This window comes from Grimontia kaedaensis (assembly GCF_023746615.1).
In the GTDB taxonomy this organism is placed as follows: domain Bacteria; phylum Pseudomonadota; class Gammaproteobacteria; order Enterobacterales; family Vibrionaceae; genus Enterovibrio; species Enterovibrio kaedaensis.
The window spans coordinates 753,486-768,161 of record NZ_CP082275.1 but is presented as its reverse complement, the minus strand read 5'-3'; the positions used below and the strand labels follow the sequence as shown (position 1 = coordinate 768,161).

Genomic DNA, 14,676 nt, shown 5'->3' with positions numbered 1-14,676 from the left:
GCGGTGCTGCATCGCTAGCCGGAACATCAAGATTGCGTTTTGAACCCCCAAAAACCCTTGGTTTCACAGCAATACATCATCACCTGTAAAATGAAGTCAAAGTTGGCTTAGTTCCTGCTTTAGCAATAAAAACATTCAATTTTTGCCTTTGGGATAGGCACGGAAAGGAGATTCTATGAACCCAACTCAAATGGCTAAGCAGCCGGTATCTGGTGCGAGCTATTTTCTTCGCGGATTTTCCCTCATGTTTACACCCGGGATCCGTCGCTTTGTGATTATTCCATTGGTCGTAAACCTGCTTTTGATGGGTACCCTAATTGGTGTTGTGCTTTCTCAGCTCAGTGATTGGATTAATGGCTGGCTATCCTACTTACCTGAAATGCTGAATTGGCTCTCGTATGTCTTGTGGCCTCTGCTGACATTAGCAATATTGGTTATCTGTTCTTACTTTTTCAGTACCGTTGCCAACTGGATTGCTGCCCCTTTTAACGGTCTTTTAGCTGAACATCTGGAAGCCAAGCTAACAGGTAAGCGCCCACCCGACGATGGCATTACTGGCATCATCAAAGATTTACCCCGTGTATTTAAACGCGAATGGCAGAAGCTTGCTTACTACTTGCCGAAAGCACTGGGTCTGTTATTGCTGATGTGGATTCCCGCCATTGGCCAAACACTCGGCCCAGTGCTGTGGTTTTTGTTCAGCGCCTGGATGATGGGGATTCAATACTGTGACTACCCGTTTGATAACCACCGAGTCTCTTTCCCCAAGATGAAAGCAACGCTTCGCGATAACAAAGGCTCTACCATGAGTTTTGGCGCTTTAGTGATGTTTTTCACCATGACACCGATTCTCAACCTTTTTGTTATGCCGGCCGCCGTCTGCGGGGCAACGGCGATGTGGGTAGATAAATATCGCGGTAATCTTGCCCGCTATTAATTATTCCTAACCTCGCCTCAATGCTTCGGAAAAACACCTTTGCTCGACAGAGTAAAGGTGTTTTCTGCTTCTAAATACACGATTTAGTGTTACCCGCATCTGAAACCATGCTGATAACAATAAGATATAACTAACGATTACTTTGCTTTCAGCCAAATCAGGATATTCTAAATCTCGTATATCCCCTGCAAACCGAAGGAACGAAGAAGATGGGTAAAATTTACGAAGATAATTCAACCACTATCGGCAACACGCCGCTTGTACGTCTAAACCGTGTATCAAACGGCAAAGTGCTGGTAAAAATTGAAGCTCGCAACCCTAGCTTTAGCGTTAAATGCCGTATCGGTGCAAACATGATTTGGGATGCAGAGAAAAGCGGCAAACTGAAACCAGGTGTTGAGCTGGTTGAACCAACCAGTGGTAACACAGGTATCGCGCTGGCTTACGTTGCTGCAGCCCGTGGTTACAAATTGACTCTGACCATGCCTGAGTCAATGAGCCTTGAGCGTCGTAAGCTGCTGAAAGCACTGGGTGCAAACCTGGTTCTGACTGAAGCAGCGAAAGGCATGAAAGGTGCGATTGCTAAAGCAGAAGAAATTGTTGCTGCTGACCCAGCGAAATTCCTGATGCTGCAACAGTTCAATAACCCTGCTAACCCAGAGATCCACGAGAAGACTACTGGTCCTGAGATTTGGGAAGATACTGAAGGCGAAATCGACGTATTCGTATCTGGTGTAGGTACGGGTGGTACGCTGACTGGTGTTAGCCGTTACATCAAAAACACCAAAGGTAAAGCAATCACCACTGTTGCAGTAGAACCTGCAGAGTCTCCAGTTATCACTCAAACTGTGAATGGTGACGACGTACAACCAGCACCTCACAAAATCCAAGGTATCGGTGCAGGCTTCGTACCTGGCAACCTGGATTTGTCTCTGGTCGACAAAACTGTACTGGTTACCTCTGACGAAGCGATTGGCATGGCACGCCGTCTGATGGAAGAAGAAGGCATCCTAGCGGGTATTTCTTCAGGTGCTGCTGTTGTTGCTGCCAACAAAATTGCAGAATTGCCTGAGTTCGCAGGCAAAAACATCGTAACGATTCTGCCAAGTTCTGGTGAGCGTTACCTGAGTTCTGCACTGTTCGCTGGTATCTTCACAGAGCTTGAAAACCAGCAATAACAGGCCTCGCGCTTCCAAATCCAATCGCATGATTGGCAACAAAAAAGCCCCGTTGGGGCTTTTTTGTTTGATTTTTTCAGCCTGCTCTAGTAAAAAATCCCCGCCTTTTATTTTTGGCCTCGAAATTAATACCCGCCTCGACTGTGAGTCAGGTGTTGTTTTGAGCGAAAATGTCACAAAAGTTTGACTTGGATTAAGCTAGGGCACTCAAATCTTGGTTAGTTTACCGTCCATCGATAGCCAAAACTGGTCAATCAGTTTAAGCTAACCGAAGATTTAATACATAAACCTAAATAAATAATGTATCGGGGTAAAACATGTATCAAAAGCAAGTAGAAATCACTGCTGAAAACGGTCTGCACACTCGTCCTGCGGCTCAGTTCGTAAAAGAAGCGAAAGGCTTCGATGCAAAAATCACTGTAGAGTCTGGCGGTAAAGAAGCAAGCGCAACTAGCCTGTTCAAGCTGCAAACTCTGGGCCTGACCAAGGGTACTGTTGTGACTATCAAAGCTGACGGCGCACAAGCTCAAGAAGCAGTTGATCACCTGGTTAAGCTGATGGACGAGCTGGAATAATCCAGCTCTTTTTCTATCCATTAGTATTTCAATTTGATCAATGTAGGGTAAGGCTATGATTTCAGGTATCCTGGCATCTCCTGGTATTGCTTTTGGTAAAGCGCTGCTACTCCAAGAAGACGACATCGTCATCAACAAAAATCCAGTTCCAGCTGACCAGCTAGACGCAGAAATCGCTCGTCTATACGACGCACGCGAAAAATCTAAACAGCAACTTGAAGTGATTAAAGACAAGGCGCGCGAAACTTTCGGTGAAGAGAAAGAAGCGATCTTTGAAGGTCACATCATGCTGCTTGAAGATGAAGAGCTAGAAGAAGAAATCATAGCTTTCATTAAGGACAACAATGCTTCTGCTGAATACGCGATTTACAGCGTTATCGAAGAGCAAGCAGTCACCCTCGAATCTCTGGACGACGAATACCTGAAAGAGCGTGCAACTGACATTCGTGACATCGGCTCACGTTTTGTTAAGAACGCACTAGGTATCAACATCGTGTCCCTGAGTGCAATCAATGAAGAGGTGATTCTGGTCGCTAACGACCTGACTCCTTCTGAAACTGCACAAATCAACCTAGACTACGTGCTGGGTTTCATCACCGACATCGGTGGCCGTACGTCTCACACCTCTATCATGGCGCGTTCTCTGGAACTGCCTGCGATCGTTGGTACCAACGACATTACCAAGCGTGTGAACAACGGCGATATGCTGGTTCTTGATGCAATCAACAATACGATTGTTATCAACCCTAGCGAAGAAGAACTGACCAAATTCAAAGCGATCCGTGATGAGTTCATCGCAGAGAAAGAAGAGCTGGCAAAACTGAAAGACCTACCAGCTGTCACTCTGGATGGCCACCAAGTAGAAGTTTGCGGCAACATCGGTACAGTGAAAGACTGTGATGGCGTTAACCGCAACGGTGGCGAAGGTGTAGGCCTGTACCGCACCGAATTCCTGTTCATGGACCGCGATGCGCTGCCAACTGAAGAAATTCAGTACAAAGCATACAAAGAAGTTGCAGAAGCGATGCATGGCCACCCAGTGATCATCCGTACTATGGATATCGGTGGTGACAAAGATCTGCCATACATGGATCTGCCAAAAGAAATGAACCCGTTCCTGGGTTGGCGTGCAGTTCGCATCAGCCTGGACCGTCGTGAAATCCTTCGCGACCAGCTGCGTGCTATCCTGCGTGCTTCTGCACACGGTAAACTTCGCGTGATGTTCCCAATGATCATCTCTGTTGAAGAAATCCGTGAGCTGAAAAAAGCGATTGAAGAATACAAAGCGGAATTGCGTGCTGAAGGTCTGGCATTTGACGAGAACATCGAAATCGGTGTCATGGTTGAAACGCCTGCTGCAGCTGCAATTGCTCACCACCTTGCAAAAGAAGTTGAGTTCTTTAGCATTGGTACAAACGACTTAACCCAGTATACTCTTGCGGTTGACCGTGGTAACGAGCTGATCTCTCACCTATACAACCCACTGTCTCCAGCAGTACTGACCGTTATTAAGCAAGTCATCGACGCTTCTCACAAAGAAGGTAAGTGGACTGGCATGTGCGGTGAGTTGGCAGGCGATGAGCGTGCAACACTGCTTCTGATGGGTATGGGTCTTGATGAGTTCAGCATGAGTGGTATCTCTATTCCACGAATCAAGAAGATCATCCGTAATGCTAACTTTGCTGATGTTAAGGCAATGGCGGAAGAAGCACTGGCAATGCCTACTGCTGCAGAAATTACTGCGCACGTAGAAAAATTCATTGCAGAGAAAACTGTCTGCTAAGATACGGCAGCAAAGTATTGATAACGCTTAGGAGCAAACACTATGGGTCTGTTTGACAAACTGAAGAAGCTGGTTTCTGACGACAGCAACGACGCAGGCGCGATCGAAATCATCGCACCACTGTCTGGTGAAATCGTAAATATCGAAGACGTGCCAGACGTTGTTTTCGCTGAGAAAATCGTAGGCGACGGCATCGCGATCAAACCAGCTGGCGACAAAATGGTTGCACCAGTAAACGGTACCATTGGTAAGATTTTCGAAACTAACCACGCGTTCTCTATCGAATCTGAAGACGGCATCGAGCTGTTCGTTCACTTCGGTATTGATACCGTTGAACTGAAAGGTGAAGGCTTCAAGCGCATCGCTGAAGAAGGTCAGACTGTTAAAGTTGGCGACCCAATCATCGAATTCGATCTGGCTATGCTGGAAGAGAAAGCGAAGTCTACCCTGACTCCTGTTGTTATCTCTAACATGGACGAAATCAAAGAGCTGAACAAGCTTTCTGGTGCCGTTTCTGTTGGCGAAACGCCAGTACTGCGCATCAAGAAGTGATTCTTGAATCGCAAGAAAAAGCGCAGCCGAAGCTGCGCTTTTTTGTGTCCGTTAAAAAGTGAAAGGGAGGCAATCGCCTCCCTTTTTGTTTAAAACGTCTCTGACAGTTGGTAAACACGAAGCCCTGCTTTCATTGCCTCTACATCAGCAAAGCCTTCGAAGTTTACTGTGACCGGAGAGCAAGGCATCAGCGTGAAACTGCTGTCACTGAAGCGTCCCTCGCCTTCAAACTCAAGATGAACAAAGAATGCTGGCAGATCTGATGTCAATACCAGCTGCAAGCCATCCGTCCCTTCTATGATTTCAACATCCACTGAAGTCTTAGGTAGTGGTAGGCGTTTATAAACATCATCGAACCAGGTATTGGTGATCTCCTTGCCTTCACATTCCATGACGACATGGAAGAAGCCCTGATGCTTACGCTCATCAATCACTTGTCTGTCGCATTGCCAGACTGTTTGGTTGTCATCTTCACCCAACTTAGTTTCAAACGGCCAGGTGTCGATCACTTCGCCTTGCCAGTCATACCAAGTCACCTGCCCTTTAGCATCTACATTTCGGTGTTCATCATTGATTAGACGAAGTACCAACGCATCCTGCTCTTCCACAAACACCGCGGCCTGAGCGTCAAAGAAGCGCTTGGCATGATAATGGAGTTGCTTCCAGCGCCCTGTGTACTCAATGCTTGACCACGAGCTCACTGGCCAACAATCGTTAAGTTGCCAGTAAAGAATCCCTCGGCACAGTGGTTTGTTGGCACGCCAGTATTCACTCGCCGTTTTAATTGCCAATGCCTGCTGAACCTGGCTCAGATATAACATCTGTGCGAAATCTTTCGGGAAGCGGAAGTAGCGGGTAAACATCTCCGTCATGATGCTGTTACCACGTCCATTTTTCTGGTGTTTTTCAAAGGTCGGTGATGTGACGTTCCAGTCGGCTTCTGAAGCGAAAGTTTTCACTGTTGGGAGCGACGGCCAGGACTGATAACCAAACTCACTACAAAAACGCGGCTTGACTGTGTGGTAGGCATCAAAGGACTTTCCTGAGTGCCACACATCCCAGAAGTGCATGTCACCCTTGTTGTCATCATGCCAGGCATCGCCATAGTCTAACTCACCGTTACAAGGCGAACTCGCCCAGAAACGACGATATGGATCCTCACGTTCAACCACTTCCTGCAGCACCCGGTTAAGACGGTCATAATTAACCACATACTTTTCGCGGTTGGTGCGCGACTCTGGATACCAGCCGATCGCACCAATGACTTCGTTATCGCCACACCACAGGGCAATAGAGGCATGATCGCTGAGACGACGCACCTGGTACGCCACTTCCATCTCTACATCTTTCAGAAATTCTGGCGTTGACGGATAAAGCGCGCAGGCGAACATAAGATCTTGCCACACCATCAGACCGAGCTCATCGCATAGCTCATAGAAGCAGTCACGCTCATACATGCCGCCGCCCCAGACACGAATCATATTCATGTTCGCCGCTTTTGCATTTTCTAAAAGCTGACGGTAGCGGTCTGGTGTTTGCAATCCCGGCATGGCATCCAACGGAATCCAATTTGCCCCTTTAGACATTATTGCTTTGCCATTGACGCCAAAAGTCATTGCCGATCCTGCTTCGTCTTGTGTGGTATCCAGATGGAGTTCTCGCAAACCAATACGTTTGGTGACTTGTTGACTATCAACCGATACAGTCAGTGAGTAGAGCGGTTGACTGCCGTACCCTGCTGGCCACCAGCGCTCTGGGTGAGCTATCGTGAAAACACATACCAAAGACTCAGCGTCCGCCGAAATGGTAGTGCTTTGCGACTCACCACATGGAGATGTCAGCACACATTCAATCGACGCAGAATCAGTGCCAAGGCGTTCAGCTTCGATCGATACAGTAAGGTCACATTGACCATTACTTTGCCACTGCTGGGCAGTGCGAACTCCTTTGAGTGCCATATTGTGGATTGGCTGCAGCTTCACGCTGTCATAGATACCACTAGCGAGCAGACAAATCCCCCAGTCCCAGCCAGCGTGGCATTGGGTTTTACGAAGGGTATTCATATGAGGAATTTGATTGTTACCTACCGCCCAAGGCACAGGAAATGGCAAACGTTCAGCACGTGCTTTCGCTTCAATATCGGCACGCTTCAAGGTGACAGTCAGAATGTTCTCACCTTGCTTGAGGTAAGGACGTACATCAACGCGATACTCTCGGAACATATTGGCACACAGCAAGACAACCTCGCCATTCACCGCCACAGATGCCACGGTATCGACCATGCTAAGCATTAGGTCAACACGAGGTGCTTCCAGCGTTGATGAATCTACCTCGAACGATTTCGTCAGGAGCCAATCATGCTCACTGACCCATTGAACGTCAATTTCGTTGCAGCCGTAATAAGGGTCAGGGATTTTATCAGCGGCCAACAAGGCACTATGAACATCGCCGGGAATTTGGATCGGTGCAACAATGCTGTCATCTGTTAAGGATGCCAGTGTCCATTCACCGTCGAGTATTAATTGGGTCACGCCATTTCTCCAAATTGAACGAGATGCCGCGAACCGCTAGTTCCTTGATTCTGTAAAGCGTCCCTGTTACCACGCCCATTCAACGACTCTCAAAACATAAAAACTGGGCTGAGAACACCACAGATAATAAATGCCGTCGAGAAGAATAAAGGTGCATATGCCCGCCAATTGTCATTTCCAAAATCTGGCTCAAAAAACCAGAAATGCCCTTTTAACCACGCTCACAAATTGAAATAAAAAAAGCACCGGGCGACGGTGCTTTTAATGTTATCAATAGAATTCAACGTATTGATAAGTCAGATGCTTTCAAGCACTTCCATCGAAGGTGCATAGAAGTACGCGCCTGTGACCGGTGTGGTAAAACGAAGCAACATGTCGGTTTTACCGTCGCGCTCACCGAACATGCTTTCCAACATAGTTTTGTGAACATGCTGGGTATGGCAATAAGCCAAGAACAGCAGGCCGTGATCACCTGACACAGAGCCATATGGCAGGCTGTGGCGAACCATTTTCAGGCCTTTACCGTCTTCTTTGATATCTACTCGGCCAACGTGAGACGTTGGCGGTACATCTTCAAGCTCAATCGAATCTGGCTTGGTGCGGCCAATCACTTTCTCTTGTTGCTTGATGGTCAGCGGCTCCCATGCTGCCAATTTGTGCACGTAACGCTGCATCATAACGATACTGCCACCAGCACATTCGCCATCAGCGATAATCGCCACATCACGACGCGCTTCTGCGCCTTCAGGGTTTTCAGTGCCGTCGATAAACCCTGTCATGTCACGGGAGTCGAGGTAACGATACCCGTAGGTTTCATCAATGACGTCAACCTCTGAAGCAATAGGTGACAAGAACTTTCTTAGTAAGAAGAAGTTCAGATCATGACGGGTTGAGTGAGCGTGAAGGAAAATATCACACTCCGTTGCGGGCGCATGGGCATCACCTTCACCCAAAGGGCGGAAAGCCGCGAAATCAGTCGGCGTCGCAATACCGTTTTCAGCACAGAAAGCTGGGGAAAAAGACACAGCTGCTTTCAGATTAGCATCGGGTTGCTGGGCATTGATGTCATCAATAAGGGAGTGAAGTACGCAACACTGCGCAAGAACTTCAGAAGCAGAACCTTTGACTTTCAGGACTGTGTAAAGTGCGAAAGGACCTGCATCTGCAACGATTGCCGGTTGAGAGACCGCCATGTAGAACCTCCAGATAATACAGCTAGATAACCCAAACGACCTCAAAATACGGAAGGTACACAGTATTTTGAGGTCGACTAGGTCTTTAATTTTTAGTGTTTTAAGAAAGCTAGCATATTACCTGTGAAGCGCCGAGACTTTGTCTCAGATCTGTAAAGTGGGATTTCGGGCACTTATACCGACGTAATTTCCACTTTTAAAGATGCAAATTCATCCAGTTGCTCGTTGCTCTGGTTAACAGAAGCCGGCGTATTCAGTCCCGCACTGACAACGGGTGACATGATGGTTCGCCAGCCGCCATCGTTGCACTGTTCTTGAACCAGAAGAGAAATTTTTACCTCATCAGCCGTCACTTCCAAAAGCTCAGCTTTGCCAATGAGTGCACCTGTTGCTTCACCGTTATCAAACAGAACAGTTTCTTCTCCAGGCACTAATGATACGGAGGTTTGTGCGCGGTGTTGCTTTCCGGCACGATCCATTTCGAAATTAACGTCAACCTGCCAGTCAGCCATGGCTAAAGGGCTTAACATTGCGCTGAACAGGACAAGCCCTTTCTTCCACTCATTCATTTTTTTCTTCTCTTGTAATGGGGGCTTCAAATAAAAACCGAATACGGCGGCTTCTTAATAGGTATAACGCTAGCCAAATCGCTATCAGTAACATTAACGCCCCACTCCAGTGGAACTCCCAACGCTGAACTATCAGGTGATTGACTTGCAGTATCAAATCACCACTCAACGCCGCGAGGAGGATGTACTTACCGCCCCGCCAAATACGCTGAAAAAATGCTGGGAAACGATGAAGACTTCCCGCCATCAGCATCAAAGCCACAGCGGGAAACCCCAACGCCAGTCCGACATAAAGCGCATCATGACTTGGGTAAATCAGCGAGAGCAAATCTTTGCCTTGCTCCCGGCTGACGCCTGCAATCACAAACACTATCCAGGAACGCGCCAGAAAAAGACCTGTCAGCCAGAACATTAGGTTAGGCTTCGCGTTGCCATGTTTGTCGTAATAGTCAGGAGATTGGTACAAAAGCGTATTCATCTATCTTGTTTCTTCAGGGTTGTGCGCAGCCACCAGCAAAGGGAAGCATGCAAAAAAACATTGTTCATAACCCTCCTTGGCACTTTGTCAGTAGTAATGGGGAGCACAAAGCTCGGGCTCATCATTTTGCGGTGTAGCGCAGTATATTTCAGCCCAAGCTTTTAGCTCGCTCACATTTATCCGACAGTGACTGCTGTTCCGCTAACACTCACCATCAACATTCCACCATTGGGGCCGACCACTTCATAATCAAGGTCGATACCCACCACTGCGTTTCCGCCTGCGGAGTGTGCACGCTCTCTGAGCTCCTCAAATGCAATTTCACGCGCTTTAGCGAGTTCTTGCTCGTAAGCGGCAGAACGCCCACCAACAATATCGCGAATACTCGCAAAGATATCTTTGAAAATATTCGCACCTAAGATTGCCTCTCCTACTACTACACCGTGGTAATGCGTGATTTCGCGTCCTTGGATAGTCGGGGTTGTGGTTAAGATCATTTGTCCTTTCTCCCTTTTATTGTCATTAGAGGTCTGACACGATTCTCAGAATTTGGTTTCGTGGCAGTCCCTTATCATCGGTATAATCGCTTACAACGTAATACGGTTAAAGATGAATAACTAATGAGTAATGCAACACCCTCTCCGGAGACCCAACAAGAAGCAATGAAAATTGCCAAGGCAACCCAAAAGCCTGGGCAAACCAAAGAGCAGACAAAACTGATTGCTCAAGGCATTGAGAAAGGGATTGCGCTATACAAGAAACAGCAAAAAGCCAAAGCTCGGGATCGCGATAAAGAGCGAAAAAAGCAGCTTAAACAAAAACAGGTTGATACAACCCAAGTGCAGGATGTGACTGAAACTGAACAGTCAGTGTCCACGTCTCGCAACCTTCTGCCTTGGGGACTGCTGATAGCCAGTTGGGTAGGGTTTGCAGCCTATATAATGAGCAACCAATAACAGGGAATACACCATGAAAAAGACGCTCTCACTCGCCACTGCCGGCGTAGCCATGATATTTGCGTTTGGATGCGCACAAGGAGAAGATGCCGTGACAGATAAATCTCTTAGCCCATGTGGCGACAAGCCAAACTGTGTATCCACACAAGACCCACGTGAAGACTTTAACGTGGCACCTTTTGAACTGACGGAAGGTGTTTCTATGGCCCCGATCCTCGAAGTCGCGCTCAGCATGCCCGGCGCCCGTCTTGGCGATCAAGAGTCCGGTTACGCGCGTGTTGAGAGCGTCAGTAAGATCATGCGCTTCGTGGATGACTTAGAACTTCGCATTGATGGCGACCAGCTGATAGTCCGTTCTGAATCGCGCGTTGGATACTCTGACTTTGGCGTAAACCGAAAACGCGTCGAAGCCTTAAGAACAGCGCTTCAGGATAAAGGACTCATTAAGTAAGTGGATATTCCGGCACTCAAAGCACACTGCGAATCGCTTGTCGGCATCCGCCATGATGTGAAATGGGGCGGTGTTGATGTTTACAGTGTGCACCAGACAAAGATGGTTTGTATTTTCTATGATGGAGAAAAGATGGCCTGCAAGGTGCCGGAAGATTTGTTCATTATGATGGCAGAGATCCCGGATTGCCGTCCGGCACCACATCTGGCAAGGGTGGGATGGATAGAATTTGGCAAAAGCTGCCCCCTGCCAACGGCGGAAATCGAAAGTATCATTTCCCGTTCCTGGCATCTGGTGGTGGATAAACTGCCTAAGTACGTTCAGAAATCGCTAAGGCCAGCTCACGCCGAAGCCTGAAAACAAAAAACGCAGACTCGTTAGCTTCGTTTTTTGTTTTATACCGCAAGCGTTCCCATAATGTCTTGTTTACGGTCTTCAACCCACTCACGTTTGAACGGGCCCCAGTCAGTCAGGCGGTAATATCCGTCATTATGGCGGCGTCCATCCTGAATGAATGACAACTCAATACCAAGACCTGCCAGTGATTTGATCACGTCCTGAATAGTTCGGCGCGGCCAGCCCGTAGCTTCAATTAAACGCGGAACGTTCGGGCGTTCCATTTCTTCAACCAAAAAAGCAAGATACAGTCTTCTTGCAAAAACCGGATTCAGTTCCATTAAGACCTCCTAATATGACTGATTCCCATTATTCAATGAATTGCAAAGGAGGTATTGCGCTTGATCAAAATGAACGTGTATTCATCGGCATGTGTTTTCGCAGTTAGCGCTTCCCACACCACGCACCTTGAATCGCGTTAATCAGGTTTTCCACTTTGCCATCTGCAATGCGGTAAAACACCGACTGCGACTCCTTACGCGTCTCGACTAATCCCGCTTGTCGCAGCACAGTGAGATGCTGGGAAAAAGCAGACTGACTCAAGGCACTGTTCTCAAGAAGGCTCGAGACATTTTTCTCCCTTTCTCGTAGCTGACAGAGCACCATCAACCTTTCTGGGTGCGCGAGAATTCTCAGCACTTTGGCTGCATCTGTGGCTTGTTGTTGTAGTTCTTTACCCATGGCTAGCTGACACCATATAAATTAGCCACTTCTAATAAATATACATCAGGAGTAGCTAATATAGAAATCTTGAACGAAATTGATTTGTAAAAATATTAGAATAGAAGCGAATTCAATGATGGATGACGTCGCTTCACGCCTTGCTTTCAACACTTTGCAATGTCAATCTAGCATCCTCGACGTAGCACTATGAGGAAACAGTGAATGACCACAATGGTTTACGGGATTAAGAATTGCGACACCATCAAGAAAGCGCTGAAGTGGCTTGATGCGGAAGGCAAACCGTACACGTTTCATGATTACCGTAAAGACGGTATCGATCAGGAAATGTTAAAGCAATTTGTGGAAAAGCTGGGCTGGGAAGCACTGGTCAACAAACGTGGTACCACCTTCCGAGGACTTTCCGAAGAACAAAAGAACAATCTGGATGAATCCAATGCCGTTTCTTTGATGCTGGTTCATCCTGCCATGATTAAGCGCCCTCTTTTGGTTCACAACGACACGTATCACCTCGGCTTCAAAGCTGGAGAATACGAAACAATTTTTAGTAAATAACACCGATTTAAGAACAAGGACACACAACCCCATGACAGACAGTGCGGTATTGTCTCTGGCCAAGGAATTAATAGGCCGTCCATCTGTGACTCCAGAAGATGAAGGATGTCAGGAACTTATGATTGAGCGCCTCGAAGCGCTGGGATTCAAAATAGAACGTATGGTGTTTGAGGACACCACCAACCTTTGGGCTCGTCGCGGCACTGAAGGCCCGCTGTTTGCCTTTGCTGGCCATACCGATGTAGTACCAGCAGGCCCTTTAGAGCAGTGGAATACGCCTCCTTTTGACCCAACGATAGTAGACGGTTACCTGCATGGCCGCGGCGCGGCGGACATGAAAGGTTCACTGGCTGCGATGATCGTCGCAACTGAACGCTTTATCGCAGAAAACCCGGATCACAGTGGTTCTCTGGGATTCCTTATCACGTCTGATGAAGAAGGTCCGTTTATCAACGGAACGACCCGTGTTGTCGATACCCTGATGGCACGTGATGAAATCATCGACATGTGCATTGTGGGTGAACCAAGCAGCACCAGCGCAGTAGGTGATGTAGTAAAGAACGGTCGTCGCGGCTCACTGACTGGTGATGTCACTTTCAAAGGCATCCAGGGCCACGTTGCCTACCCACACCTTGCGAAAAACCCAGTTCATCTGACACTGCCAGCACTGGCAGAACTGACCAACGTTCAGTGGGATGAAGGTAACGCCTACTTCCCGCCAACCAGCCTGCAAATTCCAAATGTCGCCGCTGGGACAGGCGCAAGTAATGTGGTTCCAGGTGAATTCCACGTCCAGTTCAACTTGCGCTACGGCACCGAATTGACCGCGCAGGACATCGAAACCCGCACTCACGCTATCTTCGACTCGCACGGTCTGGACTACGATATCAAATGGACCTACAACGGTTTGCCGTTCCTGACAGATGCAGGTTCTTTGCTTGATGCTGTCGTTGAAGCCGTGGACGAAGTGAACAGCGAGAAGCCTCAGCTTCTTACTACGGGCGGCACTTCTGACGGTCGTTTTATCGCGCAAATGGGCGGTCAGGTGATTGAGTTAGGTCCGGTCAACGCCACCATCCACAAAGTGAATGAGTGTGTGAAGATTGATGATCTCGAAAAACTGACTGACATGTACCAAAAAGTACTGGAGAAAGTGCTGGCGAAATGAGTTGGACCCTTTCATCACTGACAGGACAATCACAAGACCATCTGTGCACTCTTGCAGAGGGTCTGATGCTGCATAATGAGGTTCAGGCGGATTTTTTGGCTCTGCAGAGCGCTGCAGAAAAAGCCGGCTTTGAACTCACTATTGCCAGCAGCTTTCGTGATTTCAGCCGTCAGCAGATGATATGGGACAACAAGTTCAATGGCCTTCGCCCCCTGATTGATGGTGACGGAAATCCTTTGGATGCCAGCCAGCTCAGCGATGACGATAAAGTGCGCGCCATTTTGCGCTGGTCAGCCTTACCAGGTGCGAGCCGTCATCATTGGGGCACCGACATCGACATCTATGCCAGAAACCTCTTGCCTGAAGATATTTCCATCCAACTTGAACCTTGGGAATACCTTACCGGACACCAAAAGTCTTTCTTTGATTGGCTTTTGGCTAACATGAAAACGCACGGCTTTTACCTGCCTTATCGAGAAGATAGAGGCGGTGTGGCATTTGAGCCCTGGCATATCAGCCACATCCCAACCACGCAAGGGGCGCTGGATATACTCACGCCTGATGCACTCCGCACCGCGATCGCATCTTCTGACATCGCAGGACGGGAAACTGTCCTAAACCAGCTGGATTGGATATATTCCCAATACGTCTCGAACGTTTGTGAGGTCTGAAC

At 47.9% G+C, this 14,676-nt stretch carries 18 protein-coding genes; 11 read left to right on the top strand and 7 right to left on the bottom strand.

Going from position 1 to position 14,676, the window contains the following annotated elements:
• Nucleotides 1-175: 175 nt before the first annotated feature.
• From cysZ to crr, 5 genes are all read left to right on the top strand, one after another.
• The gene (cysZ, locus tag K6Q96_RS03750) at nt 176-937 is read left to right on the top strand and encodes a sulfate transporter CysZ (protein WP_251877891.1); all 762 of its coding nucleotides are present in this window, start codon (nt 176-178) and stop codon (nt 935-937) included.
• Nucleotides 938-1,146: 209 nt separating this feature from the next.
• Nucleotides 1,147-2,115, top strand: a complete 969-nt coding sequence (gene cysK / locus K6Q96_RS03745) for a cysteine synthase A (protein ID WP_251877889.1) — start codon at nt 1,147-1,149, stop codon at nt 2,113-2,115.
• A gap of 317 nt (nt 2,116-2,432) precedes the next feature.
• Nucleotides 2,433-2,690, top strand: a complete 258-nt coding sequence (locus K6Q96_RS03740) for an HPr family phosphocarrier protein (RefSeq protein WP_002537934.1) — start codon at nt 2,433-2,435, stop codon at nt 2,688-2,690.
• Between the two features lie 55 nt (nt 2,691-2,745).
• Nucleotides 2,746-4,473 (top strand): phosphoenolpyruvate-protein phosphotransferase PtsI, encoded by a 1,728-nt coding sequence (gene ptsI, locus K6Q96_RS03735; RefSeq protein WP_251877887.1) that lies wholly within the window; start codon nt 2,746-2,748, stop codon nt 4,471-4,473.
• Between the two features lie 42 nt (nt 4,474-4,515).
• A complete protein-coding gene (gene crr / locus K6Q96_RS03730) occupies nt 4,516-5,025 on the top strand; it encodes a PTS glucose transporter subunit IIA (RefSeq protein ID WP_002537936.1) in 510 nt (169 codons plus the stop codon).
• A gap of 89 nt (nt 5,026-5,114) precedes the next feature.
• Here the strand turns inward: crr and K6Q96_RS03725 are convergent, their stop codons facing one another.
• From K6Q96_RS03725 to K6Q96_RS03705, 5 genes are all read right to left on the bottom strand, one after another.
• Nucleotides 5,115-7,556 (bottom strand): beta-mannosidase, encoded by a 2,442-nt coding sequence (locus K6Q96_RS03725; protein WP_251877886.1) that lies wholly within the window; start codon nt 7,554-7,556, stop codon nt 5,115-5,117.
• A 296-nt stretch (nt 7,557-7,852) separates the two neighbouring features.
• The gene (locus tag K6Q96_RS03720; RefSeq protein ID WP_251877884.1) at nt 7,853-8,749 is read right to left on the bottom strand and encodes a Dyp-type peroxidase; all 897 of its coding nucleotides are present in this window, start codon (nt 8,747-8,749) and stop codon (nt 7,853-7,855) included.
• Between the two features lie 173 nt (nt 8,750-8,922).
• Complete coding sequence (locus K6Q96_RS03715; RefSeq protein WP_251877882.1) at nt 8,923-9,318, bottom strand: hypothetical protein; 396 nt, start codon at nt 9,316-9,318, stop codon at nt 8,923-8,925.
• Nucleotides 9,311-9,796, bottom strand: coding sequence for a DUF2919 domain-containing protein (locus tag K6Q96_RS03710; RefSeq protein ID WP_251877880.1), 486 nt, complete (start codon nt 9,794-9,796; stop codon nt 9,311-9,313). The genes K6Q96_RS03715 and K6Q96_RS03710 overlap by 8 nt, the downstream gene beginning before the upstream one ends.
• A 176-nt stretch (nt 9,797-9,972) precedes the next feature.
• The gene (locus K6Q96_RS03705; protein WP_251877878.1) at nt 9,973-10,293 is read right to left on the bottom strand and encodes a heavy metal-binding domain-containing protein; all 321 of its coding nucleotides are present in this window, start codon (nt 10,291-10,293) and stop codon (nt 9,973-9,975) included.
• 123 nt (nt 10,294-10,416) lie between these two features.
• Between K6Q96_RS03705 and K6Q96_RS03700 the strand changes: the two genes are divergently transcribed.
• From K6Q96_RS03700 to K6Q96_RS03690, 3 genes are read left to right on the top strand one after another with little or no spacing between them, the layout of a single operon-like run.
• A complete protein-coding gene (locus K6Q96_RS03700; protein ID WP_251877876.1) occupies nt 10,417-10,752 on the top strand; it encodes a DUF2956 domain-containing protein in 336 nt (111 codons plus the stop codon).
• Nucleotides 10,753-10,765: 13 nt separating this feature from the next.
• The gene (locus K6Q96_RS03695) at nt 10,766-11,203 is read left to right on the top strand and encodes a DUF1499 domain-containing protein (protein ID WP_251877874.1); all 438 of its coding nucleotides are present in this window, start codon (nt 10,766-10,768) and stop codon (nt 11,201-11,203) included.
• The gene (locus tag K6Q96_RS03690) at nt 11,204-11,560 is read left to right on the top strand and encodes an MmcQ/YjbR family DNA-binding protein (protein ID WP_251877872.1); all 357 of its coding nucleotides are present in this window, start codon (nt 11,204-11,206) and stop codon (nt 11,558-11,560) included.
• A gap of 38 nt (nt 11,561-11,598) precedes the next feature.
• Here K6Q96_RS03690 and K6Q96_RS03685 read toward each other — a convergent pair whose 3' ends face one another.
• Both K6Q96_RS03685 and K6Q96_RS03680 read right to left on the bottom strand, forming a co-directional pair.
• Nucleotides 11,599-11,880 carry a winged helix-turn-helix domain-containing protein gene (locus K6Q96_RS03685; RefSeq protein ID WP_251877870.1) on the bottom strand — a complete coding sequence of 94 codons (282 nt, stop codon included), beginning with the start codon at nt 11,878-11,880 and terminating at the stop codon, nt 11,599-11,601.
• 103 nt (nt 11,881-11,983) lie between these two features.
• Nucleotides 11,984-12,280 carry an ArsR/SmtB family transcription factor gene (locus tag K6Q96_RS03680; protein ID WP_251877868.1) on the bottom strand — a complete coding sequence of 99 codons (297 nt, stop codon included), beginning with the start codon at nt 12,278-12,280 and terminating at the stop codon, nt 11,984-11,986.
• Between the two features lie 204 nt (nt 12,281-12,484).
• Here K6Q96_RS03680 and K6Q96_RS03675 point away from each other — a divergent pair, with 204 nt between their 5' ends.
• The 3 genes from K6Q96_RS03675 to K6Q96_RS03665 are packed head-to-tail and all read left to right on the top strand — an operon-like array spanning nt 12,485 to nt 14,674.
• Nucleotides 12,485-12,835 (top strand): ArsC family reductase, encoded by a 351-nt coding sequence (locus K6Q96_RS03675; protein ID WP_062663047.1) that lies wholly within the window; start codon nt 12,485-12,487, stop codon nt 12,833-12,835.
• A 31-nt stretch (nt 12,836-12,866) separates the two neighbouring features.
• Nucleotides 12,867-14,003: a succinyl-diaminopimelate desuccinylase gene (gene dapE, locus K6Q96_RS03670; protein WP_251877866.1), complete on the top strand. Its 1,137-nt coding sequence runs from the start codon at nt 12,867-12,869 to the stop codon at nt 14,001-14,003.
• A complete protein-coding gene (locus K6Q96_RS03665; RefSeq protein ID WP_251877864.1) occupies nt 14,000-14,674 on the top strand; it encodes a M15 family metallopeptidase in 675 nt (224 codons plus the stop codon). Before dapE ends, K6Q96_RS03665 begins: the two co-directional genes overlap by 4 nt.
• The last annotated feature ends 2 nt before the right edge of the window (nt 14,675-14,676 follow it).

Coding starts and splice junctions, on each gene's coding strand:
- K6Q96_RS03695 (WP_251877874.1), top strand. CDS start 10,766: ATGAAAAAGACGCTCTCACTCGCCACTGCCGGCGTAGCCATGATATTT.
- K6Q96_RS03680 (WP_251877868.1), bottom strand. CDS start 12,280: ATGGGTAAAGAACTACAACAACAAGCCACAGATGCAGCCAAAGTGCTG.
- cysK (WP_251877889.1), top strand. CDS start 1,147: ATGGGTAAAATTTACGAAGATAATTCAACCACTATCGGCAACACGCCG.
- K6Q96_RS03665 (WP_251877864.1), top strand. CDS start 14,000: ATGAGTTGGACCCTTTCATCACTGACAGGACAATCACAAGACCATCTG.
- K6Q96_RS03710 (WP_251877880.1), bottom strand. CDS start 9,796: ATGAATACGCTTTTGTACCAATCTCCTGACTATTACGACAAACATGGC.
- K6Q96_RS03705 (WP_251877878.1), bottom strand. CDS start 10,293: ATGATCTTAACCACAACCCCGACTATCCAAGGACGCGAAATCACGCAT.
- K6Q96_RS03700 (WP_251877876.1), top strand. CDS start 10,417: ATGAGTAATGCAACACCCTCTCCGGAGACCCAACAAGAAGCAATGAAA.
- K6Q96_RS03740 (WP_002537934.1), top strand. CDS start 2,433: ATGTATCAAAAGCAAGTAGAAATCACTGCTGAAAACGGTCTGCACACT.
- K6Q96_RS03685 (WP_251877870.1), bottom strand. CDS start 11,880: ATGGAACTGAATCCGGTTTTTGCAAGAAGACTGTATCTTGCTTTTTTG.
- ptsI (WP_251877887.1), top strand. CDS start 2,746: ATGATTTCAGGTATCCTGGCATCTCCTGGTATTGCTTTTGGTAAAGCG.
- dapE (WP_251877866.1), top strand. CDS start 12,867: ATGACAGACAGTGCGGTATTGTCTCTGGCCAAGGAATTAATAGGCCGT.
- K6Q96_RS03675 (WP_062663047.1), top strand. CDS start 12,485: ATGACCACAATGGTTTACGGGATTAAGAATTGCGACACCATCAAGAAA.
- K6Q96_RS03715 (WP_251877882.1), bottom strand. CDS start 9,318: ATGAATGAGTGGAAGAAAGGGCTTGTCCTGTTCAGCGCAATGTTAAGC.
- cysZ (WP_251877891.1), top strand. CDS start 176: ATGAACCCAACTCAAATGGCTAAGCAGCCGGTATCTGGTGCGAGCTAT.
- K6Q96_RS03720 (WP_251877884.1), bottom strand. CDS start 8,749: ATGGCGGTCTCTCAACCGGCAATCGTTGCAGATGCAGGTCCTTTCGCA.
- crr (WP_002537936.1), top strand. CDS start 4,516: ATGGGTCTGTTTGACAAACTGAAGAAGCTGGTTTCTGACGACAGCAAC.